At 62.0% G+C, this 20,976-nt stretch carries 22 protein-coding genes; 18 read left to right on the top strand and 4 right to left on the bottom strand.

The window, feature by feature from the left end:
• Position 1 precedes the first annotated feature (1 nt).
• From ON753_RS26665 to ON753_RS04465, 6 genes are all read left to right on the top strand, one after another.
• Entirely contained in the window at positions 2–826 is an 825-nt protein-coding gene (locus tag ON753_RS26665; RefSeq protein WP_323054681.1) for a cold-shock protein, read from the top strand.
• 236 nt (positions 827–1,062) lie between these two features.
• Positions 1,063–1,599, top strand: coding sequence for a GNAT family N-acetyltransferase (locus tag ON753_RS04485; protein WP_265961374.1), 537 nt, complete (start codon positions 1,063–1,065; stop codon positions 1,597–1,599).
• Positions 1,596–2,444, top strand: coding sequence for a 23S rRNA (adenine(2030)-N(6))-methyltransferase RlmJ (locus ON753_RS04480; RefSeq protein ID WP_265961373.1), 849 nt, complete (start codon positions 1,596–1,598; stop codon positions 2,442–2,444). Before ON753_RS04485 ends, ON753_RS04480 begins: the two co-directional genes overlap by 4 nt.
• Before the next feature lie 97 nt (positions 2,445–2,541).
• Positions 2,542–2,988: a cytoplasmic protein gene (locus ON753_RS04475; protein ID WP_265961372.1), complete on the top strand. Its 447-nt coding sequence runs from the start codon at positions 2,542–2,544 to the stop codon at positions 2,986–2,988.
• A gap of 27 nt (positions 2,989–3,015) precedes the next feature.
• Entirely contained in the window at positions 3,016–3,672 is a 657-nt protein-coding gene (locus ON753_RS04470) for a ribonuclease T2 family protein (RefSeq protein WP_265961371.1), read from the top strand.
• 41 nt (positions 3,673–3,713) lie between these two features.
• Positions 3,714–4,364: a glutathione S-transferase family protein gene (locus ON753_RS04465; protein WP_265961370.1), complete on the top strand. Its 651-nt coding sequence runs from the start codon at positions 3,714–3,716 to the stop codon at positions 4,362–4,364.
• Positions 4,365–4,428: 64 nt separating this feature from the next.
• On the opposite strand, the gene ON753_RS04460 is transcribed toward ON753_RS04465, so the two are convergent.
• The gene (locus tag ON753_RS04460) at positions 4,429–5,094 is read right to left on the bottom strand and encodes an outer membrane protein (protein WP_265961369.1); all 666 of its coding nucleotides are present in this window, start codon (positions 5,092–5,094) and stop codon (positions 4,429–4,431) included.
• 366 nt (positions 5,095–5,460) lie between these two features.
• Between ON753_RS04460 and ON753_RS04455 the strand changes: the two genes are divergently transcribed.
• The 5 genes from ON753_RS04455 to ON753_RS04435 all read left to right on the top strand — a co-directional run bounded on the left by ON753_RS04455 (position 5,461) and on the right by ON753_RS04435 (position 11,382).
• Positions 5,461–6,477 carry a calcium/sodium antiporter gene (locus ON753_RS04455; RefSeq protein ID WP_265961368.1) on the top strand — a complete coding sequence of 339 codons (1,017 nt, stop codon included), beginning with the start codon at positions 5,461–5,463 and terminating at the stop codon, positions 6,475–6,477.
• Between the two features lie 83 nt (positions 6,478–6,560).
• A complete protein-coding gene (gene uvrC, locus ON753_RS04450; protein WP_323054793.1) occupies positions 6,561–8,540 on the top strand; it encodes an excinuclease ABC subunit UvrC in 1,980 nt (659 codons plus the stop codon).
• 134 nt (positions 8,541–8,674) lie between these two features.
• Positions 8,675–9,841, top strand: coding sequence for an endonuclease/exonuclease/phosphatase family protein (locus ON753_RS04445; protein ID WP_265961367.1), 1,167 nt, complete (start codon positions 8,675–8,677; stop codon positions 9,839–9,841).
• Positions 9,842–9,998: 157 nt separating this feature from the next.
• Positions 9,999–10,577 (top strand): thymidine kinase, encoded by a 579-nt coding sequence (locus ON753_RS04440; RefSeq protein WP_265961366.1) that lies wholly within the window; start codon positions 9,999–10,001, stop codon positions 10,575–10,577.
• 526 nt (positions 10,578–11,103) lie between these two features.
• Positions 11,104–11,382 (top strand): hypothetical protein, encoded by a 279-nt coding sequence (locus ON753_RS04435; RefSeq protein WP_265961365.1) that lies wholly within the window; start codon positions 11,104–11,106, stop codon positions 11,380–11,382.
• Positions 11,383–11,543: 161 nt separating this feature from the next.
• Here the strand turns inward: ON753_RS04435 and ON753_RS04430 are convergent, their stop codons facing one another.
• The gene (locus ON753_RS04430; RefSeq protein ID WP_265961364.1) at positions 11,544–13,052 is read right to left on the bottom strand and encodes an alanine/glycine:cation symporter family protein; all 1,509 of its coding nucleotides are present in this window, start codon (positions 13,050–13,052) and stop codon (positions 11,544–11,546) included.
• Between the two features lie 43 nt (positions 13,053–13,095).
• Complete coding sequence (locus ON753_RS04425) at positions 13,096–13,527, bottom strand: universal stress protein (protein WP_265961363.1); 432 nt, start codon at positions 13,525–13,527, stop codon at positions 13,096–13,098.
• A 217-nt stretch (positions 13,528–13,744) separates the two neighbouring features.
• Between ON753_RS04425 and ON753_RS04420 the strand changes: the two genes are divergently transcribed.
• Positions 13,745–14,212: an Lrp/AsnC ligand binding domain-containing protein gene (locus ON753_RS04420; RefSeq protein ID WP_377047233.1), complete on the top strand. Its 468-nt coding sequence runs from the start codon at positions 13,745–13,747 to the stop codon at positions 14,210–14,212.
• A 41-nt stretch (positions 14,213–14,253) separates the two neighbouring features.
• On the opposite strand, the gene ON753_RS04415 is transcribed toward ON753_RS04420, so the two are convergent.
• Positions 14,254–16,473 (bottom strand): CHASE2 domain-containing protein, encoded by a 2,220-nt coding sequence (locus tag ON753_RS04415; protein WP_265961362.1) that lies wholly within the window; start codon positions 16,471–16,473, stop codon positions 14,254–14,256.
• Between the two features lie 185 nt (positions 16,474–16,658).
• On the opposite strand from ON753_RS04415, the gene ON753_RS04410 reads away from it, so the two are divergent.
• The 6 genes from ON753_RS04410 to ON753_RS04385 all read left to right on the top strand — a co-directional run.
• Complete coding sequence (locus tag ON753_RS04410; RefSeq protein WP_265961361.1) at positions 16,659–17,531, top strand: FecR family protein; 873 nt, start codon at positions 16,659–16,661, stop codon at positions 17,529–17,531.
• A 190-nt stretch (positions 17,532–17,721) separates the two neighbouring features.
• On the top strand, positions 17,722–18,012 hold the full coding sequence (locus ON753_RS04405) for an HlyU family transcriptional regulator (RefSeq protein ID WP_265961360.1): 291 nt from the start codon (positions 17,722–17,724) through the stop codon (positions 18,010–18,012).
• A 218-nt stretch (positions 18,013–18,230) separates the two neighbouring features.
• On the top strand, positions 18,231–18,803 hold the full coding sequence (gene pgsA, locus ON753_RS04400) for a CDP-diacylglycerol--glycerol-3-phosphate 3-phosphatidyltransferase (RefSeq protein ID WP_265961359.1): 573 nt from the start codon (positions 18,231–18,233) through the stop codon (positions 18,801–18,803).
• A gap of 48 nt (positions 18,804–18,851) precedes the next feature.
• Positions 18,852–19,103: a molybdopterin converting factor subunit 1 gene (gene moaD / locus ON753_RS04395; RefSeq protein ID WP_265961358.1), complete on the top strand. Its 252-nt coding sequence runs from the start codon at positions 18,852–18,854 to the stop codon at positions 19,101–19,103.
• Between the two features lie 3 nt (positions 19,104–19,106).
• Entirely contained in the window at positions 19,107–19,589 is a 483-nt protein-coding gene (locus tag ON753_RS04390; RefSeq protein ID WP_265961357.1) for a molybdenum cofactor biosynthesis protein MoaE, read from the top strand.
• Between the two features lie 134 nt (positions 19,590–19,723).
• Positions 19,724–20,976 (top strand): multidrug effflux MFS transporter (locus ON753_RS04385; protein WP_265961356.1); only part of this gene is annotated, 1,253 nt, incomplete at its 3' end.

The following is a 20,976-nucleotide window of genomic DNA, read 5'->3' as shown; positions in this document are numbered from 1 at the left end:
AATGCACGATGGAGATTCGGACCGGCGGTCGCGTGGTCGGCGCGGCGGCAAACGCGAGTTTGGCGGTCCGCAAGACTTCGGCAGTGATTTTGGCGGAAGCGGGTTCGGTGGAGACTACGGCGGTGGTCGGGACGGCGGCTACCGCGGTGGGCGCGACAACGACTTTGGTGGCGGCCACGGCCGCAACGAGAGAGACGGCGGTGGCCGTAGCGGCGGCTATGGCAATCGCGAAGGTGGATACGGCGGCGGTCGCGAAGCTGGCCCGGGCGGCGACAACCGGGGCGGTTACGGCAATCGTGAAGGTGGTGGCGGCGGTTACGGCGGCGCCCGAAGCGGCGGCTATGGCAACCGCGAAGGCGCACCAGGCGGCGGCTACGGCAACCGTGAAGGTGGCGGCGGCTACGGCGGCGCCCGAACCGGCGGCTATGGCAACCGCGAAGGCGCACCAGGCGGCGGCTACGGCAACCGTGAAGGTGGCGGCGGCTACGGCGGCGCCCGAACCGGCGGCTATGGCAACCGCGAAGGCGGCGAAGACCGCCCGCGCCGGGACATGCCACCGGTGGAACGCGGCCCGCGTCAGTCCGGCACCGTAAAGTTCTTCAAGACGGACAAAGGCTTCGGCTTCATCACGCCCGATGAAGGCGATGCGGATGTGTTCGTGCACATCTCCGCCGTAGAACGCTCCGGTCTTTCGGCACTCGACAGCGGCCAGCGGATCTCTTTCGAGACCGAGCCGGACCGTCGGGGCAAGGGCCCGAAGGCCGTCAATCTTCAAGTCCTTGAAGAGGGCGGCAGCCCGGCCGAGGAAGACGGCGCAGAGCAATAAGACCCGTATCAGCGGACGTTCGGCCGGTTCCGGTTGAGCGTCCGCTGATCGAGGTCATCGCATTGCCCTTTCGTGCGATCCCGGGCGCGGCTGTGCTGCGCCCTGTTTCTTTTACGCCCCACCTCTTTTGCGCCTTGGCTCCCTTACGGTGGCGCGAGAGACATTTCCGGCCCACACCTTTTCAAGGCTCGCCCCACCGCCTATAACGCGGCTCCAGAATCTTCTCAGGTGGTTTCATGACGTCCGAGCCGTCTTCCTCCCTTTCGACTTCATTCATCACCGCCCGCCCCTGCCGGCCGGGCGACCTGAGCAGGCTTCTGCAGCTGAACAATGCCGCCGTTCCCGCGGTCAATGAGCTGACGGCGGAAGAGCTTCTGGACCTCATCAATTCGGCGCTCATATGCCTGGTGGCCGAGGCCGGCGAAACAGCCGCAGGGTTCCTGCTGTGCATCGGCGACGGCACGGGATATGAAAGCCGCAATTACCGGTGGCTCAGCGAACGCCTGTCGAATTTCGCCTATACCGACCGTATTGCCGTTGACGAAACTCTTCGGGGGCAGAAGATCGGCGACGCGCTCTATGCCGCCCTTTTCCGGCATTTTGCCGGCACGCAGCGCTGCTTTGTCTGCGAAGTCAACGAACGCCCGCCCAACCCCGGCTCCGTGCGCTTTCACAAGCGGCTGGGGTTTGAGGAGATCGGCAGATCCGATCACGGCGACAAGGCGGTCGTATATATGAAGCGGGCGCCGGAACCGGCGGGTTCGGCATCATGAACTACCGGCACGCCTATCACGCGGGCAATATCGGCGACGTGCTGAAACATGTCGTTCTGACGCGGCTGATCGCGTATTTCCAGCGCAAGGACAAGGCTTTCCGCATTCTGGACACCCATGCCGGCACCGGCCGGTATGACCTGACGTCGGAAGAAACCCGGAAAACCGGCGAGTGGCAGCTGGGCGTCGGCAAGGTGCTTGCCAGTGATATCCCCCCGCCCGTCGCGGAGTTGCTGGAGCCCTGGCTGGCGGTCGTCCGCCGGATGAATCCCGGTGGCGAACTCAAATGCTATCCCGGCTCGCCCTGTGTTGCCCGTAGCCTGATGCGCAAGAGCGACCGGCTGACCCTGACCGAACTGCATCCAGCGGATTTCAAGACCCTGTCGGAGCTCTTTGCGGGCGATCATCAGGTCAAGGCCATCCATCTGGATGGCTGGCTGGCCATGGGAAGCTTCCTGCCGCCGAAGGAAAAGCGCGGCCTGGTTCTGATCGACCCGGCCTATGAGGCGACCGACGAATTCGAGAAAATGACCAATGCGGTCGTCAAGGGCTGGAAAAAGTGGTCCGGCGGCAGTTATGCGCTCTGGTATCCGATGAAGGACGCCTGGTCGATCCGACGCATGCATGCGGCCTTCAAGGAAGCCGGCCTGCGGGACGTTCTGACGCTGGAGCTGAATGTCGGCAGGAGCGGGCCGGACACGAGAATGCTCGGCTCCGGCATGACGCTGATCAATCCGCCCTTCACGCTGGCGGACGAGATGCGCGTGGTTCTGCCATGGCTGTGCAACGTCCTGCATCAGGGACCGGGGGCAAGCTGGGATGTGCAGCAACTGATCGGCGAATAACGGCACACCATGTCAATTTTTGCGGGGATCAGCGCTTGACCTCCGGACCGGCCTCCCGCATCGTCATCGTCACAGTTTGCATACCGGAGATCTTGTCGTGCATCTTGCCCGTTCCGCCAGCCTGTTTCTGTCCGCACTGATCCTCTCTGCCGCTCTTTCCGCCCCGGCTTCGGCCCGGGACGACCGCGTCTACTTTTCCTTTGCTGGTGAAAACCGCCTGCCGGAATGCACTGCCGCTTCCGTGCAAAGCGCCGTTGCCGGATCCGTTGCCAGAGCTCGCAAGGATTATTACGGCGGGCGCACCATTCTCGGCATCGATCAGGTTCAGGAAGTCGGCTACCAGATAAACGGCATCAGCCCTGTGGCACGCCGCTATTGCCGCGGCAAGGCCAGCCTTTCCGACGGCAGCTACCAGTCCGTGCACTACCTGGTCGAGGAACATGCCGGCTTTGTCGGCGTGAGCTGGAATGTGGAGGCCTGTCTGGCGCCGCTCGACAAGTGGCGGGTCTATGGCGCGCATTGCAGCACCACGCGGCCGCACTAAGCACATATATTCCGGAAGGTCCTTTCGATGGCATTAGCGAGCCGCGCATGGAGACTGGCTGTCGGCCTTCTGATGTCCGTGTTTTCCGCGCCGGTCCTGGCGGATCAGCCCGGCGACTTCGACTTCTATGTTCTGTCGCTTTCCTGGTCGCCGACCTACTGCAAACAGGAGGGCGAGGACGCCAGCCGCTACCAATGTGGCGTGCACGAACCCTTCCGCTTCATCGTCCACGGCCTTTGGCCGCAATATGAAAGAGGCTACCCGGAATCCTGTGAGGGCCCACCGCAGCGCATTGACCGTCAGATCGCGGTCGACATGGAGGACATCATGCCGAGCCACGGCCTTGTCTTCCACCAATGGCGCAAGCACGGCACCTGCTCCGGTCTCGACCCGCAGGATTATTTCTCGCTGACCCGCAAGGCTTTCGAGAAAATCGCCATTCCAGGCGTGTTTTCAGCCTTGGAAACCCGCGGCAAGGCCAGTCCGGCCACGGTCGAACGGGCGTTCCGCCTCGCCAATCCGGGCCTGGAGGACGATGCCATGGCCGTCTCCTGCGTTGACGGTGAACTGGAGGAGGTCCGTATTTGCCTGACCAGGGACCTGGCGTTCAGATCCTGTCCCTCCGTCGATCGCGCCGCATGCCGGGCCGCCAGCCTCGCCGTTCCCCCACCGGTTGCCCGCTAGCAACCGGCGCACCCGAATTCCCTCTGCCTGGAGTTAGGATCATGACGAAACTGCGCTCGTCTCCACCCTCGCCTTTCGGCCGCAAGGTGAAAATCGCCATGGCCATCCTGGGACTCAAGGACCGGATTGAAGTCGTGGACGCAAACACGGCCGATCCGTCCGACAGCCTGCGCGGTCAGAATCCGCTCGGAAAGATACCGGCCCTGATCCTCGAAAACGGCGATGTGCTTTACGACAGCGCGGTGATCGTCGAATATCTCGATTTCCTGGCCGGCGGCGGCAGGCTCATTCCGGCCGGCGAGGCCCGGTTTGCAGTGCTGCGCGACCAGGCGCTCGCGGACGGCATCATGGATGCGGCCCTGCTGCGGGTCTATGAGAAGCGGTTCAAGGAACCGAAATACCGGGACCCCGCCTGGGACGCCTATCAGGCAGCCAAGGTCGATCGTGGCCTTGCCCATTTCGAAGCCGACACGCCTCCGGTTCCCTCGAGCGACAAGGACGTCGACGCCGGCATGATCACCCTCGCCTGCGCTCTGGGATACCTGGACCTGCGCTTTGGCGGCGAGTGGCGCGGCGACCACCCCAGGCTGGTTGCCTGGCTCGACGCCTTCGAGGCCTGTGTTCCGCTCTACACGGCCACCAGACAGCCGCCGGCGCCCCTGCCGGACAATGCCCCCGCCCCGCTGCAGTAGGCTGGAAAGAAAAAACCCGGCGCCTTGCGGCGCCGGGTTGATTTCACGAGGGACATTCGTCCAATCAGAATTTGTAGCCGAGACCGAAGCGAACCTGGGAATTGCTGAAGTTCGAGCTTACGGCCGTGCCGTTCAGGTTGAAGTCTTCTTCGCCAAAGTCCTGATACACATACTCAAGCTTTGCGCTGACATTGTTGGTGATTGCAGCCTCACCACCGGCGCCCAACGTCCAGCCGAGAGCCGTCTTGCTGTCGCTGTCGCCGTTGCCGTTGACTTCAACATCGGCCAGTGCGAGACCACCGGCGCCGTAGATCATGTACCGGTCGAACGTGTAACCCAACCGTGCGCGGATATTGGAGTTCCAGTCCGACTTGGACTGAACGGTCAGGCCGCCGCTGGTCGTGCTGTCTTCCAGGTCGGTCAGGCTGAAGTCGGCTTCCGCACCGACGACGACATTCGGCGTTATCTGGTAGTTGTAGCCGGTATAAAGCCCGCCGGTGACGCCGTTGGTGCTGACGTCCAGGTCGGAGATGCCGCCCGAGCGGTTTTCGAAATTGCCGAAGGCCCAGCCGAGATTGGCACCCAGATAAATGCCGGTCCAGTCAATGGTCTGTTGTGGGGCCGGAACAACCTCATAGCTGCCAGGTGCCGGCGATTGCGGCAGATCCGCAGCCCAGACAGGAACTGCTCCGGCCGTCAATACCAAGCCTGCAAGTGCAAGACGTTTCATCTTAGATACTCCAGATCCACTTAATTCAAACTGAGATGGCCAAGGGACTTGGCCAGTAATGAGTTGGACGCACATAGCCGCGTCCCCACACTCCCACACAATGGTATGGACCGTGTTTGTGGCGGATCGGAATTTAGAATTGGGAGTTTTGATGACAAAAGGCGGCAATATTCTGACAGGATGAATGGCCTTTTAATAAAATTGCAATTTGCAACGCCGCCGGGCCATTCGGGCCTGTCAGGCAAAAGGTGCTTGCACCCGGCTTCCCCCATACCAATCTATTGCGTATAAGGCGCCCGGGTGCAATCCGTCCTCCTCCAGGCAAAGCGCTCGACGATCACAATTCGGCCGAACCGGAAATCATAAATGCTCTTTGACTACTTAAGCCTCGCAGGCGGATTGGTTGTTCTGATTATCGCCGGTGATGTCTTGGTCAGGGGGTCTGTGGGGATCGCTCAACGCCTGGGAGTTCCCAACCTCATCATCGGCCTGACCATCGTTGCCTTCGGAACGTCCGCCCCGGAGCTGGTGATTTCGCTGAAGGCCGCCCTCAGCGGTTCGGGCGGCATTGCCATAGGCAACGTGGTCGGCTCCAATATCGCCAACGTCCTGGCGGTGCTCGGCCTGCCTGCGCTGATCGCGGCAACCCCTTGCGGCGAAAACGGCGCCACGCGCAACGCGGTCTTCATGGTGGCCGTGACCCTCGTCTTCATCGCCCTGTGCTTTCTCACCCCCATCGGCCTGGCCGGTGGCGTCGTTCTTCTGGCTCTCCTCGGTCTCTTCCTGGGCGCTTCCGCCATGGTCGCCCGCAATCACCGCAGGGAACAGAAGGGCATTGCAGCCGCCGCGGCCGGCGCTGCGGTGGCCGTGAACGAACTGGAAGGAGACGATGGGATCCTGGAGGACGTGGAAGACGTTCCCGAGTCCGCCTGGATTGCGGTCGTCTATGTCCTGCTTGGTCTCGTCGGCCTACCGCTTGGCGCGCATTTCACCATCAGCGGGGCCACCTCGATCGCATCGGCCTGGGGCGTCAGCGAGGCCGTCATCGGCCTCACCGTCATCGCGCTCGGCACCTCGCTGCCGGAACTCGCAACCACGCTGATGGCCGCCATACGCCAGCATGGTGCAGTGGCGATCGGCAACGTCATCGGCTCCAATATCTTCAACCTCCTGGCGATCATCGGCATCACCGCCGTTGTCGTGCCGATCGATGTCCCGCCGGAAGTGATGAATTTCGACATATGGGTGATGCTGGCATGTGCGCTGCTGCTCACCGCGCTTGCCGGATTCCGCATCTGCCTCGGCAAGATGGCCGGCCTTGCCATGACTGTGGCTTATTGCACCTACATCGCCTCGGTCTACATGCTCGGAAAGGTCGTCTGACCCGGGGTCCGTACCCTGAACCGGCCGCAACGAGTGCAGCCGCCCCTCTTTCCCCGGATGCAATACGCGCTTAAATGACTGTCATGCAGGACAGCTCCGATTCTCAAAACCCAGTCAATGAAACGGCCGCCCGCGAGACCGCTCCCGTGAAGAAGGGGGTGGACGTGATCGCCGACGAGGTGAAACGCCTGCCCAACGGGCCCGGCGTCTACCGGATGCTGGATGAGAACGGCGAGGTTCTTTACGTCGGCAAGGCACGGAGCCTGAAAAAGCGGGTGACCAGCTACACGCGCCTGCAGGGTCAGTCCAACCGGATCATGCGCATGATCCTGTCGACGGCGGCCATGGAATTCGTCGTCACCCAGACGGAAACGGAAGCCCTGCTGCTGGAAGCCAACCTGATCAAGAGGCTGCGCCCGCGCTTCAACGTCCTGCTGCGCGACGACAAGTCCTTTCCCTATATTCTGGTGACCGGCGACCACGCCTCACCGGCGATCGTCAAGCACCGCGGCGCGCGCAAGCGCAAGGGCGAATATTTCGGCCCCTTCGCATCCGCCGGCGCGGTGGACAGGACGATCAACGCCCTGCAGAAGGCCTTTCTGATCAGGACCTGTTCGGACAGCTACTACGAGAACCGGACCCGTCCGTGCCTGCAATACCAGATCAAGCGCTGCGCCGGCCCGTGTACCGGCGAAATCGACCCTGACGACTATGCCGGCCTCGTTTCGGAAGCCAAGGCGTTCCTGTCCGGCCGCAGCCAGCTGATCAAGAAACAGCTCGCCCAGCAGATGGAAGCGGCTTCCTCGAACCTGGAATTCGAGCGGGCCGCCATTTACCGGGACCGCCTGACGGCTCTGTCGCACATCCAGTCTCATCAGGGCATCAATCCGCAATCGGTGGAAGAAGCCGACGTCTTCGCAATACATCAGGAGGGCGGACAGACCTGCGTGCAGGTGTTCTTCTTCCGCACACGCCAGAACTGGGGCAACCGGGCCTATTTCCCGAAAGCCGACAAGTCCCTGGAGGAAGCCGACATTCTGGAGAGCTTCCTCGCCCAGTTCTATGACGACAAACCGGCCCCCAAACAGATACTCCTCTCTCACGAAATCGCCGAGCAGGACCTGCTCGCGCTGGCTCTCAGCGAGCGGACCGGCCGCAAGGTCGAGGTTGCAACGCCGAAGCGCGGCGAGAAGAAGGACCTGGTGGACCACGCGCTCACCAATGCGCGCGAGGCCCTCGGCCGCCGCCTCGCCGAAACCTCCAGTCAGGCCCGGCTCCTCAAGGGCGTTGCCGAAGCCTTTGGCCTTGAAGAAGCTCCGCGCCGTATCGAGGTCTACGACAACTCCCATATCATGGGCACCAACGCGGTCGGCGGCATGATCGTCGCCGGCGTGGAAGGCTTTGCCAAGGGCCAGTACCGGAAGTTCAACATCAAATCCGAGGAGCTCGTACCCGGTGACGACTACGGCATGATGCGCGAGGTGCTGACCCGCCGTTTCTCTCGCCTGCTCAAGGAGCATGCCCGCGAGGAACCGCCCGCCCCCGCGGAAGAGCCGGATCCCGAAACCCTCGAGGACGGCGGCCAGGAGGCGGCTCCGGCGGCCGGCGACATGCCCGCCTGGCCAGACCTGGTGCTGATCGACGGCGGCCAGGGGCAGCTTACGGCTGCGCGCGAAACGCTGGAAGGCCTGGGCATCACGGACGTGCCCCTTGTCGGCATTGCAAAGGGTCCGGACCGGGATGCGGGCCGGGAGAAATTCTTCATGCCCGGCCGCCCGTCCATCATGCTTCCCGAACGTGACCCGGTGCTCTATTTCGTCCAGCGCCTGCGCGACGAAGCCCACCGCTTCGCCATCGGCAGCCACCGAGCCCGCCGCAAGAAGGACATCGCCAGGAACCCGCTGGACGAGATCGCCGGCATCGGCCCCACGCGCAAGAAGGCGCTGCTGCGCCATTTCGGCACCGCCAAGGCCGTCTCCCGGGCCGGCATGGAAGACCTTGCCGCTGTGCCCGGTATTTCGGAGGCCATCGCAAAGCTGGTCTACGACCACTTTCACGAATAGGCCGGGGAATGTTCGCGGCGCTGCTCGGTCCCGCCTGTCACCGGGCACGATCCGTCCGCACAGATTCCCCGGGCAGTTGCATCCAGAGTGTGCTATGGCTGCGCTCAGCCCCTGCAACTGAATATTGCCATTGAATGCTGTTCCGAAGTTCCCGCCCCCGGCGTCCCCTGCTCGTCTCGCTGTTGTCCCTCGTCTGCTGGTGCGGATGTCTTGGCGCATTGGCGGTTTCCGCCTTTGGGCTGATGAGTTTTGCCGCGCCGGACTACTGGGTTGCGGACAACATGAGCTTCTTTTTGAGGCAGTTTCTGGCGGCCGGGCTTGCCGGATGCCTTGCCGGAGCCGTCGGGCTCCTGCTCCGCCACCGCTTTGCCATGCTCTACAGGACACTCTGGTTCTGCGCCTTCCTCGCCTTTCTCGGCCTTGCCGGACTGACTGCGGCGCGCACGATGGCCAATACGGTCGATACGGCTGCGCAGCAGGAGGGCAGACGTCCGGTCAAGGTCATCTCCATCAACATCGAGCATCTGTTCCTGGGCGACGCGGTCCTGCAGGCGTTTCTCGAAAGAGAAAACCCTGATGTCGTCGTCATGCAGGAAGTGCTCTGGGGTCTGCAGAAATTGCGCTGGGAACGGCTCGGCCTGCCCGCAGGCGGCGCGGGGAAGAACGGTTTCCCGGCCCATCTGAAAATCGGTGAGCTTGGCGGCCTTGTCGTCTACTCGCGCTTTCCCGTCCTGAAGGAGGACTCGAGGGTCATCCAGGGCGAGCTGCCATCGGGTTCCACTGTCTATTACGACGCGGACCGGGAACTGCTCGCGCTCACCCTCGACACCGGCGCAAAGCCGCTGCACCTCGTGGCCATTCATCCGGACAGCCCGAGAAGCGAGAGCCGCTGGAAGAACAAGCGCCGCTATTTCGATGAAGTCGACCGGCTCGTCCGGAGCCTTCAGACTGAAAACTCCGGCAACATTCTGGCCATCGGAGATTGGAACAGCGCGCCGTGGTCCGCACGTTTTCAGCAAACGCTGGAAGAAAACGGCCTTAGCACCGCTTATCCCGGCGGTTTTCCGCAGACCACGCGGTTCTTCTTCCATTATCGCCTGCACTGGATTCTGGGGGCTCCCGTCGACCAGTTTGCCGTCTCCGGCGGCGTTCAGGTGACCGATGTCTCGCTCGGCCCGCATATCGGCTCGGATCACCTGCCGCTCATCGTCGAACTTGCACTGGAAGACGTCCAGCAGCCGGCCGCCGATCCTGACCCGCAATCTCCGGCGGACCCGGAGACGGGCGAATCTGTCGACTAGAGTATCCCTCTTGGTCAAGGAAGGGATGGCGCCCATTTCCGGTCGTTCCTGAGCAAGGCGGATACTCTAGCCTGTGACTTCAACCCCAGGCTGTTTGAGCCTGCCGGGCGGATTGGAAACACTGCGCCCAGTTTTTACCGATTCCCGATCAGGACGCATGGCCAAGCTCTATTTCAACTACTCCTCCATGAACGCCGGCAAGTCGACCGTGTTGCTGCAGGCCGCCTACAACTACAAGGAACGCGGCATGAACGCGCTCCTGCTGATTGCCGCATTCGACGACCGCGGCGGCAAGGGCCGGATCGCCTCACGGATCGGGCTGTCTGCGGATGCCGACATCTTCGCCGCCCAGGACGACATCTACGAACATGTTCGCGGATCGCATCACTCCAAACCCGTCGATGCCGTCTTTGTCGACGAGGCGCAGTTCCTGACGGAAAGCCAGGTCTGGCAGCTCGCCAAAGTCGCCGATCAGCTTCGCATTCCGGTGATGTGTTTCGGCCTCAGGACCGATTTCCAGGGAAAGCTCTTCCCAGGCAGCGCCGCCCTCCTGGCCCTCGCCGACAACCTGAAGGAAATCAAGACGATCTGCTGGTGCGGCCGCAAGGCCACCATGGTCGCGCGCCTGGACGCCGAAGGCCGCATTGTCGAGGAAGGCGACCAGGTGGTGATCGGCGGCAACGAGCGCTACGTACCGCTGTGCCGGAAACACTGGACGCACGGGAAGCTTGGTTAGGCTACGCGGGTAGATTTGATCGAGTTGACGGCTGTGCCGATTGCGATCGGACCAGACATGTTCAGGCTGTTTTCAGCGCCAGAGGTAGTTGATTTGCGTGAACACCAGGGTGAACTGGACAAGAACTCAACTGCCTACCCAAAATCAGCCCACATTGGCGAGAAGCAAGAAATAACATATCTGAATTTTTTATTTTGACTTGGAAAGCAATCACATAACAATCGGATCATCAACTTGTTCAACATATCCTGATTTGACGAAACCAGTTCTACGGCGATATACATATCAGTGATCTGCCGACCGCGTTTATTTGCAAACTCGCTCGCCGTCAGCATAAGGCGACCTCGGAGTGACCGGATGTGGTCGGTCCGCCCGTGCATTTTGCACGAAACCAGCGTTGCATCGCCTGCTTGTCTGCCTGCGCTGGAAGCAACGCCGATCGTCTGCGACAGGACCTCGATCCCACGAAGGACGAAAACGGTTCACTCTCAGACATACAAGTCATCAGCTGAATCAGGAGAAACCCGTGAGTTTCCAATCCCAGAAGATTACGCCGCTTTTGATAACCGTTCTGGCGACATCGTTCTTCGCAGCCCAGGCCACCGGCCAGGAAAAATCGTACAATTCGGTTCGCGACTGCATGCGCACCGTCACGAAAGTGGAGAACAGCGTCAAGACTGAGGACGGTGCGGTGGCCCAGGCCGACAAGACCTTCTTTAACAGGGCCCGCGACTTGTGCATGCAGGTCCGCTACGAGATGGTAACCGACATGCTTGAAACGGTATCCGGCGAGGACAAGTCCTAGGATCGGTCCCCCTGCCGTTCCCTCGGCCAGGGGTAGCTGGCCCAGACCGGGCAAGCGAAACAGGATGCGCGTGAAGCTCCAGGATCTGAAGGACGTAGACAGCCCCCGCGCTCTTGTGAACGCGGGGGCTCCAACGCGGCCGGGTGGCCGTCAGCAGAGATTTAGGCAGTTGCCGAGATTTTCCGGATCTCTCCGGATTTCAGTTTGCCGAAATACTGCTCAACCTCCTGCTTCACGACCGGCATGAGGATATAGAGGCCGACGATGTTTGCGAGCGCCATGGCGAAGATCATGGAATCGGAGAAGTCGATGACCGGACCAAGGCTCATGGAAGCGCCGATCACCACGAAGACGCAGAAGATCAGCTTGAACAGGGTTGCCGTCCGCTGCCCTTCGCCGAACATGTAGGTCCAGGCCTTGAGGCCGTAATAGGACCATGACAGCATGGTGGAAAAGGCAAACAGCAGCACCGCCAGCGCCAGGATGTACGGAAAGAAGGCCACCTGGGCGCCAAAGGCCGCGGAGGTCAGTTCCACGCCGGTGAGGCCCGTGTCGAGTACGCCGGTGAAGATGATCACCAGGGCAGTCATCGTGCAGATGACGACCGTATCGATGAACGGCTCCAGCAGGGAAACGACACCCTCGGTCGTCGGCTCTTTCGTGCGCACCGCCGAATGGGCAATCGCCGCCGATCCGATCCCGGCCTCATTGGAGAAGGCCGCGCGTTTAAAGCCCTGTATCAGGGCGCCGACCGCTCCGCCGGCAATTCCCTCCGGCGAAAACGCCCCACCGATGATTTCGCCGAACGCCCAGCCGAGCCTATCGAAGTTCATGGCAATCACGATGAGTGCTGTTCCCACGTAGAGAATGGCCATCAGGGGCACGATCTTTTCCGTCACCCGTGCGATGGACTTGATACCGCCGATGATCACGCTGCCGACCAGCACCGCCATCACCAGGCCGAACAGCCAGCCGAACCCGGCAAGCGGGCTGGCCGCGCCACCCGTCACGTTGACGACCTGCTGGAACGCCTGGTTGGCCTGGAACATGTTGCCGCCGCCAAGCGCACCGCCCACGCAGCAGATGGAGAAGAAGATCGCGAGGAACCGGCCGAGCCCCGCCTTGCCCTTTTCCGCAAGCCCCTTGGAAAGATAATACATCGGGCCGCCGGAGATCGTGCCGTCCGGAAGTTCATTGCGGTATTTCACCCCCAAGGTGCACTCGGTGAATTTGGAAGCCATCCCGAGGAGACCGGCAAGGATCATCCAGAACGTCGCCCCGGCCCCGCCGATGGATACGGCGACGGCGACGCCGGCAATGTTGCCGAGCCCAACGGTCCCCGAAAGTGCCGTGGCAAGTGCCTGGAAGTGCGACACCTCGCCGGCGTCCTCCGGGTCGGAATAGTCGCCCTTGACCAGCGATACCGCATGGCCGAAGGCGCGGAACTGAATGAAGCCGAAATAGATGGTGAAGATGGCCGCGGCCAGCACCAGCCAGCCGACGATCAACGGAAACTGTGTCCCGGCGACAGGGACAGAATAGAAGATCGTCGAGGCCACGATGTTGGATATGGGAGCGATTGCGTTGTTGATCGCTTCATCGACACCGGCAAACGCATGCACGGGGGCAAACGGCAGGCCGAAGGCCGCCGCGCAAAACAGCTTTTTCATGGATTGAACCTTTCAGGAAAACAACTTGATGCGGACGACCCGCTTAAGGAACGACCGTCACCGGCACGGGTGAGGCTTGGACCAGCGTGATCGCCAGTCCGCCCAACAGACGCTCCGCCAGCGTTCCGGAGCCCTTGCGGCCAATGAAGATCTGGCTGTCGCCGATCTTTTCCGCAATCCCGCAGAACAGTTCACCCGCATGGCCATAGCGGGCTTCGCTCGTTGCCTGAAGGCCCTTGGCCTCCAGTTCCTTCGCCGCCGGTTCGAGCAGGCTCTCCGCCCGTTTCAGCTCCTCTGCGCGCCGCTTGTGCCGCTCGGCAAGTTCCTCCTGGGTCAGGAAGCTGTAAGGCGACCATTCCAAAACATGCACGAGATGGATCCGCGCGCCGGACGATTTCGCAAGGCTTGCCGCAAGCGCGACCGCCCGATGCGAGGCGTCGGTCCCGTCGTAACCGACAATATAAGTACCTGACATCCACATATTCCCTCTGTGGCCGGATGCGGCCAACCCCGAGACGGAAGGCTTTTCTGCCGGGTTTCGGCGCTCGGGGCACAGTGTTTCGCTGCATCCGAATTCTGTTTTAGTCCTTCCACCTCCAATATCAGTCGTTTTGCCTAGGAAAAGGCTCCAAACTTCGCCATTTATAGTGTAGAATGGCCTAATTATGGCAAAAATATAGGAAATATGGCTGGTGAAGCTGGATCGCATCGACCGAAGCATACTGCGTGAGCTCCAGGAAAATGGTCGTCTGCCGATCGTCGAGCTGGCCAATCGGGTCAATCTCACCAAGACCCCGTGCGCCCAACGCGTGAAACGTCTGGAAAAAGCCGGCATTATCCGCGGTTACCGAGCGGATCTCGACCCCGAACAGCTTGGCGCCGGCCATGTGCTGATCGTCATGGTGACACTGGACCGAACCAGTGACGACGCCCTTGAGCGCTTCAACAGCGCGGTGCGTCTCATTCCGGAAGTCCAGAGCTGCCTGATGGTGGCCGGCAATTTCGATTACCTGCTCAAGGTCCGGACGCACGACATTGCGCATTACCGTGCGGTTCTCGGCCACCGGATCGGCAAACTGCCCTTCGTCCACCAGACCCACTCCTTTGTGGCCATGGAACTGGTGAAGGACGAGGTTACAGTTCCGGTGCCACTTGAGTGAGAGGTGCGGTCTCGGCCGCCCGGTCCGGAACCCGTGCCTTGCTATTCGGCGGCCGCAACGTCGTCCGAGCGCCGGCACAGCCTGGCATAGAAGTCCGCAAACCTGTCGTCCGGGGCCACAGCGAGGCAATCGTTCACGAGTGCCTCGATTTCGGCGCCGTGCGCGCCTTGCGCGCGCCTGGCCATCAGCTTGATGTGACGGCCTTCCAGGATCTTCCATTCATCCGTCCGGGCGAGGCTTTCATCGCCGGCCAGGGCGTAAAGGACCGCCGGTTTGCTCTTGCCCTTGAGCGCCAGCCTTCCGGCCTCCAGCATGGCGAAGTCCCGGCAGGCCCGGGCCGTGGCGTCCGATAGCAGGATCGGCCAGCCGATCTCCTTGCAGGAGCTTTCGATTCTTGCCGCCATGTTGACCGCGTCCCCGACCACCGAATAGTTGAAGCGCGTCGTCGACCCCATGTTACCCACGCAGCCCGGCCCGCTGTTGAGGCCGATGCCGATTTTTACGTCCCCCACGCCGTTTTCCGCCTGCTTGAAGCCGAATGCGTCGGTTCTGTTCAGCTCCTTCACGATCTCGACCATCTCGAGCGCCGCGCGCGCGGCCTTGACCGGATGGTCCGCCACGTCCAGCGGGGCGTTCCAGAAGGCCATGATGGAGTCGCCGATATATTTGTCGATGGCGCCCTGCCGCCTCTGTATGGCGTCGGACAGCGGAGACAGCAGACGGTTGAGAAAGGAGACAAGCTCCTCCGGCGTCAGTTTCTCCGATAGCGGCGTGAAGCCGCGCACGTCCATGAACATCAGCGTCATCTCCCGGATTTCACCGCCCAGTTTCAGCGACTCGGGATGCGCCTCGAGGGTCTTGAGGAGGTCGGGAGCAAGGTAGCGCTGGAAGGCGCCCCGAATGAAGCGCCTCTCCCGCTCCGAGACGGCGAAAATGATGATCGTCGTCAGCAGGAAAATGAGACCGGAGACCATCATGGGAAAGACCGGATCGAGCAATATGCCGTAGCGGGAGAAGGCGACCCAGCTGCCGCCGAACACCGCGAAACTCAGGAGCGCTCCGATGCCTGCCGAGACATAGGCTCCCGCGGCGGGCAGCACCGCGGCGATGATGAGGGTGACCACGAACAGGGCGGCTATTTCGGCACCGGTCGCCCAGTCGGGACGGTTGAGAAAAACGCCGGAGAGGATCTGGTCGATGATCTGATGGTGCATGAAAACACCCGGCACGCTCTCGCCAAGGGCCGTCAGCCTGATGTCGCGCAGGCCAGAGGCCGAGGCACCGAAGAGGATGATGTGCCCCCCGATCAGGGCCGCAAGGTCTTCATCCGGCAGCGTCAGGACATCCTTCGCCGACAGGTAGAGCGACGGGTCGTTGTAGGAATAGTAGATCAGAAGCTGGCCGTCGGCGGTGACGGGCACGACGAACTGCCCCGCCTTGAATTCGGTCATTGCCTGCGTTCCGGCGCTGAATTCACCACTTGCCTGGGTCGTCTTCAGAACATAGGTGCCCGCGTCCTGGACCACACGCAGTGTTTCGAGCGCCATGGCCGGATATTTCTGATTTTCGCCATCGGCAATGAACATCGGCACCCGCCGCACGACACCGTCCGCGTCGCCGTGCCCGAGCGAAATTGTCCCGCTGCCCGCCGCTGCCTCCCGAAAGGGCGGCAGGCTCATGACACTGCTGCGGATCTGGCTCAGGAGCGGTGCCGGATCCTCGCCGAGCACCACGAAGCCCGCCTTGGGGGCGGCCAGCCCCATCTGCGATCGTGGCTCGTTGAAGAAGCCCAGGACGGTCGGCACCCTGGCCATCGACTGCGCAAGAACAAGGTCGTTGTCGGGAATTGCGGACAGAAAGGCCTTGATTTCGGCACGCCCGGGCCAATCGGATTCCTCCAGTTCGCGAAAAAAGCCGGTCGGGCCGGTCCGGTCGGGCTCGGAAAAGACCATGTCGAAGGCGACACAGGCGGCCCCCAGTGCCTGGATACGGTCGAGCAGCCTGGCAATATACGTGCGCGGCCACGGCCACTGGCCGAGTTCGGCGATCGACTCCTCGTCGATATCGATGATGCGGATCGGCTGGCCGAGCGGCTCACGCGGCTTGAGGCGCTGATAGGCATCGAAGGTCAGCGAACGCAGTGAAGCGATGAATGCCGGGTCGTACACGCGCACTTCGCGGGCGCCAATCAGCAGCATCAACGTCAGAAGCATGACGAATACGCGCGTATTGCGCAGCAGGTTAAACAGTTTTCGGCCCATCAGCAGGCTCCCGACCGGCACAGATCAACGCCCGGCACCTGGATTTATGCCACACAATTGCCATCATCCGGAAAATTTTTCCCGACACGCCGGACGGGGGCCGAGATGGGGCCCGGGATTCGTTTGGTGATTTGGTTAACGAAGTGTTATAATTTCCAATTGATTGAAATAAGGAGGGAGCGGGCATGAGACTGGCGCCGGTTGCTGTTGCAATCTCTCTTTCCGCTATCCTTTCAACCGCCGCGGTCGCGGGCAAGGTCGGTGTTACCGTCGACGCAGCCCGGACCGTAAAGGCGACGGGGGGCGCCTCGGCGCGAACCGTTCGGATTCACACCGACATTTTTGAAAATGACCGGCTGCGCGCCGATGCGAGCGGCAACGCTCAGATCCGGCTCGTTGATGGCACCAAGATCGTCGTCGGTCCCAATGCCGACGTGAAGATCGACGAATTCGTGTACAGCAGCAGTTCGAGCGTGGAAAAGCTGACGGTCAGTGCCACGCGCGGCGCGTTCCGGTTCATCAGCGGCAGCAGCGGCAGTGCTGCCTACAGCATCAAGACCCCCAACGGCACGATCGGCGTGCGCGGTACCGCTTTCGACGTGACCATCACGCCGCAGGGAACGAACATCGCCTTGCTGCGCGGTGCGTTGACGGTGTGCGACCGCGCGCAAAACTGCCGCGAGGTGCGGAACCGCTGTGACTACGTCCTGGTCGGACGGGGAGGCGTTTCGCAGGGCCGGCTCAATTCCGACGCGGTCAGGGGCCGGACCAAAACCCTCTTCCCGCTCCTTGAGGACGAAACCGGATTGCAGCCGCAATTCAAGCAATACAGCGCGGGCTGCACCACCGTGCGCACCAGGAACTCCCCGGACCCGGTAGAGCGACCGGCCACGGTACCGATCAACGCACCTCCAGGCCTTCCGGCTGCAGAGCCTGCACCGGCCGCCGCCAACGTTCCCAACAATCCCGGCAATGGCAGGGCGGTTGGCAATGCCGGAGAAAAATTCAATGACGGCGCGCGCGGCAACAGCGTGAATGCACCGGGGCGCAACAAGTAGACTTCCGGCGTGTCCTCGAAACCTTCGGCCGGCCCGCAAGAGGCCAGGCCGGTTCCCGCGCGGCAATCGGAGTTACCGGCCCGGCCACGCGTTCGAGCACACGGGTTGCTTATTTCACCAGCCAACACCCTTGAAGCTCCAACCTCCCGCCCGTAAAAGAGATGCAAACAGGTGAGCAACGGGTTTCAGGATGATCGGCAAGATGTTCAAGTCCCTCTTCGGTGGGTCCGGCGAAGGCGCGAAGACAAAGTCGGAGGCGATGACAGTGGCTTATCAGGAGTACCTGATCATCGCCGAACCTCGGCCGGCAAACGGCCAGTGGCAAGTGTCGGGCCGGATCGAGAAACAGGTCGGCGACACCACCAGGACGCATACCTTCATTCGCGCAGACACCCTGCCGGATGAGACAGGTGCGGCAAACGAGATGGTGCGCAAGGCTAAAATGATGATTGACCAGCAAGGCGATAGCATATTCGATTGACGGTGGCCGTTACTGCGTCGGAGCTGGAAATTCTCCTGAATGAGCTGACGTTCGATCGATGGCGGTTGAACGCTGTATGATACAAATAGCGTTAGAGCATCTTGCGTCCAGCCGGACGCGGAATGATCTAGAGGGCGACGAGAAACGTTGCGGACCGGCGGCCGGAAGGGCTGCCGAAAACGGTTCCCGGATGCATTGCGTGAATTCTGAAAGCCGACATGACACGAGACGTTGTTCTGAGCCTGCCCAATATTCTGACCTATGGGCGCATCCTGGCGGTTCCGGCCGTTGCGATCTGCTTTTACTTCGAGGGCAATACGCCGCGCTGGATCGCCCTCGGCCTGTTCGTCGTGGCGGCAATCACCGATTTCTTTGACGGCTACCTTGCCCGGGCCTGGCAACAGCAATCGGCGCTCGGACGCATGCTGGATCCCATCGCCGACAAGTTGCTGGTCTCCGTCAGTCTGCTTGTGCTGGCCGGAGACGGAACGATTGGCGGCTGGTCGATGATCGCGGCGATCATCATCCTGTGCCGGGAAATCCTGGTCTCGGGCCTGCGCGAGTTCCTGGCCGAACTGCAGGTCAGCGTTCCGGTCACGAAGCTGGCGAAATGGAAGACCACCGTGCAGCTGGTCGCGGTTGCCTTCCTGCTGGCGGGACCTGCGGGCGAAACTGTCGTGCCCGGCACAACCCTTGCCGGCTTGATCGCCCTTTGGCTCGCTGCCACACTGACCCTATATACGGGCTACGACTATTTCCGGGCCGGGATAGGCCATCTCATCACCGAGTAGAGTGCCGGATCGCTCCCGCGCGGGGCGCCGGATCAACGAGAGGTTTTCATGAATATCCGCTATTTCGCCTGGGTCCGCGAACGGGTGGGCGTCGAAGAAGAAACGATCGAGGTGCCGGGCGGCGTCAATACGGTTGCCGACCTCATCTCGCACCTGAAGACGCTGGACGAGAACCACGCCGCCGCCTTTGAGGAAGACGACGCCATCCGCATCGCTCTCGATCAGATGCATGTGGAAACCGATGCCAGCCTCGGCAACGCCAGGGAGATCGCGTTCTTCCCGCCGATGACGGGCGGCTGAACCATGCAGGTGAAACCACTCGTCAGGGTTCAGGCGGAGGATTTCGACGCCGGCGAGGAATCCCGCCGCCTGACCGAAGGCCGCAAGGACGTCGGGGCGCTGGTCACCTTCACCGGACTTTGCCGGGACGAGGCCGGTACGTTGAGCGCCCTGGAACTGGAACACTATCCGGGCATGGCCGAGGCCGAGCTCGGCCGGATCGCCGCGGAAGCCATCGGCCGCTGGCCGCTGACCGGCCTCACCGTGATCCACCGGTTCGGCAGGATCGCGCCGGGCGAAAACATCGTCCTCGTCGTTACCGCCTCCAAACACCGCCGGGCCGCATTCGAGGCCGCCGATTTTCTGATGGACTTCCTGAAAACACGCGCACCTTTCTGGAAAAAGGAACATCGCGTGTCGGGCGACGCCGGTACCTGGGTCGACGCCAAGTCGGGTGACGACAAGGACGCCGCGCGCTGGACCGCCGATCCTATCAGCTCACGTTGACTGGACCTGGCCCGTTCGGGGCGGCGGCCGCAGCGTGCAAGATTTACACCCTCAGGATGTATCGCTCGGAAATTCTCTCTTCTATACTCCCCCGCTCCTTTGACAGCCCGCCACCTGAACCGGTTCCGATCCCCGTGAAAGACACAAGCGAAACGTCCGCCGCCCCCTATCACGCCCAACAGCAGGCCCGGTCCGCGCCATACAAGGAAGACGTACGCGAGCCGGGCATCCCCTTTGCCGAATTCGTGGCCATCATCGCCATGATCATGGCGCTGAACGCGCTCGCCATCGACGTGATGCTACCGGCCCTGCCGGCCATCGGCGATGCGCTCAACATCATCGAGGACAACGACCGGCAACTGGTGCTGCTGTCCTATCTGATCGGTTTCGGCGGCGCCCAGCTGTTTTTCGGCCCGGTGACAGATGCGGTCGGGCGGAGGAAGGTTCTTGTCGGCGGGCTTGCGCTCTACAGTCTTGCCAGCGTCGCCGCCATATTTTCAACGGATCTCGAACAGTTGCTGATCGCCCGGGTGGTTCAGGGCATCGGCTGTGCCGCGGCCCGGGTCACGGCGCTGTCCGTCGTACGCGACTGCTACAGTGGCAGGCGCATGGGCAAGGTCATGTCCCTCGTCATGATGGTGTTCATGTCCGTGCCCATCATCGCGCCGTCGATCGGCCAGGCCATTCTGCTGGTGGCCGGCTGGCACTGGATCTTCGCAATGCTGCTCTTCGCAGGCGTCGCCATGATGCTCTGGTCGGCCATGCGCCTGCCGGAAACCCTGACGGCGGAGCGGCGGCGGCCGATGGTTGTTGCCAAGATCGTCAGCGCCTACAAGACGGCGCTGACCACGCGCGTCAGCGTCGGATACACGTTTGGCACGGCATTCATTTTCGGCGGTCTGTTCTCGTTCCTGGCCATGTCGCAGCAGATCTTCGTCGACATATTCGGTCTCGGTAAGCTCTTCCCCGTCGTCTTTGCCGCGATCGCCCTCACCATGGCCGGCTCGTCCTTCCTGAATGCCCAGCTGGTCGAGGCCATCGGCATGCGCCGCCTCTCCCACGTGGCGGCCCTGGTCTATACGCTTCTCGGACTGGTGATCTTCGTGCAGTCCAGTCTCGGCTATGAGAACTTCTGGCTGTTCCTGGGCCTGGCGACGCTCATCATGACGTCCTTCGGCTTCATGGGAGCGAATTTCAACGCCATGGCAATGGAACCGCTCGGCGCCATCGCGGGCACCGCCTCGTCCGTCATCGGCACCATCAGCACGCTCGGCGGCGCCATTCTGGGCTATGTCATGGGCCAGTTCTTCGACGGCACGACCCAACCCTTAGGCCTCGCCTACACCGTCTACGGCCTGTGCGCCATCGGCTGCATCCTCTTTGCCGA

The sequence above is a fragment of the Roseibium salinum genome (assembly GCF_026240905.1).
GTDB lineage: Bacteria > Pseudomonadota > Alphaproteobacteria > Rhizobiales > Stappiaceae > Roseibium > Roseibium salinum.
Note: the sequence above shows the minus strand (reverse complement) of the source record. Positions and strands in the feature narration are given on the sequence as shown.